Origin of the sequence: Pseudoalteromonas fenneropenaei (assembly GCF_042643375.1) — a bacterium.
GTDB lineage: Bacteria > Pseudomonadota > Gammaproteobacteria > Enterobacterales > Alteromonadaceae > Pseudoalteromonas > Pseudoalteromonas fenneropenaei.
In genome coordinates this window covers 1-721 of record NZ_JBHRSD010000020.1, presented here as the reverse complement: position 1 = coordinate 721, position 721 = coordinate 1, and the positions used below count along the sequence as shown (strand labels likewise).

The following is a 721-nucleotide window of genomic DNA, read 5'->3' as shown; positions in this document are numbered from 1 at the left end:
CAGATTTATCAGGACTTGTTTAATACGGAAACTATCACCTAACAAATGCTCAGGCATATCCGCTGTGACATCGTATAGCACTTCCAATCCTTTTTGCTCTGCACTAGATGAAAAAACAAGGCCGATATCCTGCAGCAAATCCGTCAAACTAAATGGATGTGGGTCTAGCTCCAACTTACCGGCTTCAATTTTTGAGAAATCCAGAATATCATTTAACAAGGTAAGCAAAGACTTAGCTGCACTATAGGCTTTTTCTATATAGTCGGCCTGGCGTTGATCCAGCGTGCTGTTGGCTACCAATTGTAATAATCCCAGAACTCCATTCATCGGCGTGCGGATCTCGTGGCTCATATTTGCCAAAAACTCAGATTTTGCTTTATTAGCAGACTCAGCTTGTTCTTTTGCTTGTGCCAGTTCCGCTTCGTATTTAAGTTGTTTAGTTAAATCAAACGCGATACCAAGAAAGCCTGCTAGCTGACCTTGCTCATCTTTTAGTGCACTGACATTTAGTTTTACTTGCACCTGTTCACCGGTTTTTGTCAGGTAGGTCCAGCGCGCATTATCCGTTTGCCCCAGACGCGCTTTCGCTACAAGGGTTTCAAAACCGACCGCGATGTTGCTACCGAGCTCAGTGGTCAGCTTAGCGGCATGGCGCTCCACTTCTACGGGCAGATGAAAAATAGACGGGGTTTGTTGGAAAAGGACCTCCTCTGCGCGATAG

General features: G+C 45.2%; 1 protein-coding gene. It reads right to left on the bottom strand.

The window, feature by feature from the left end; all coding sequences use genetic code 11:
• The coding region (locus ACFOEE_RS20500) for a histidine kinase dimerization/phospho-acceptor domain-containing protein (RefSeq protein WP_377124687.1) at nt 1-721 on the bottom strand (721 nt) is incomplete at both ends.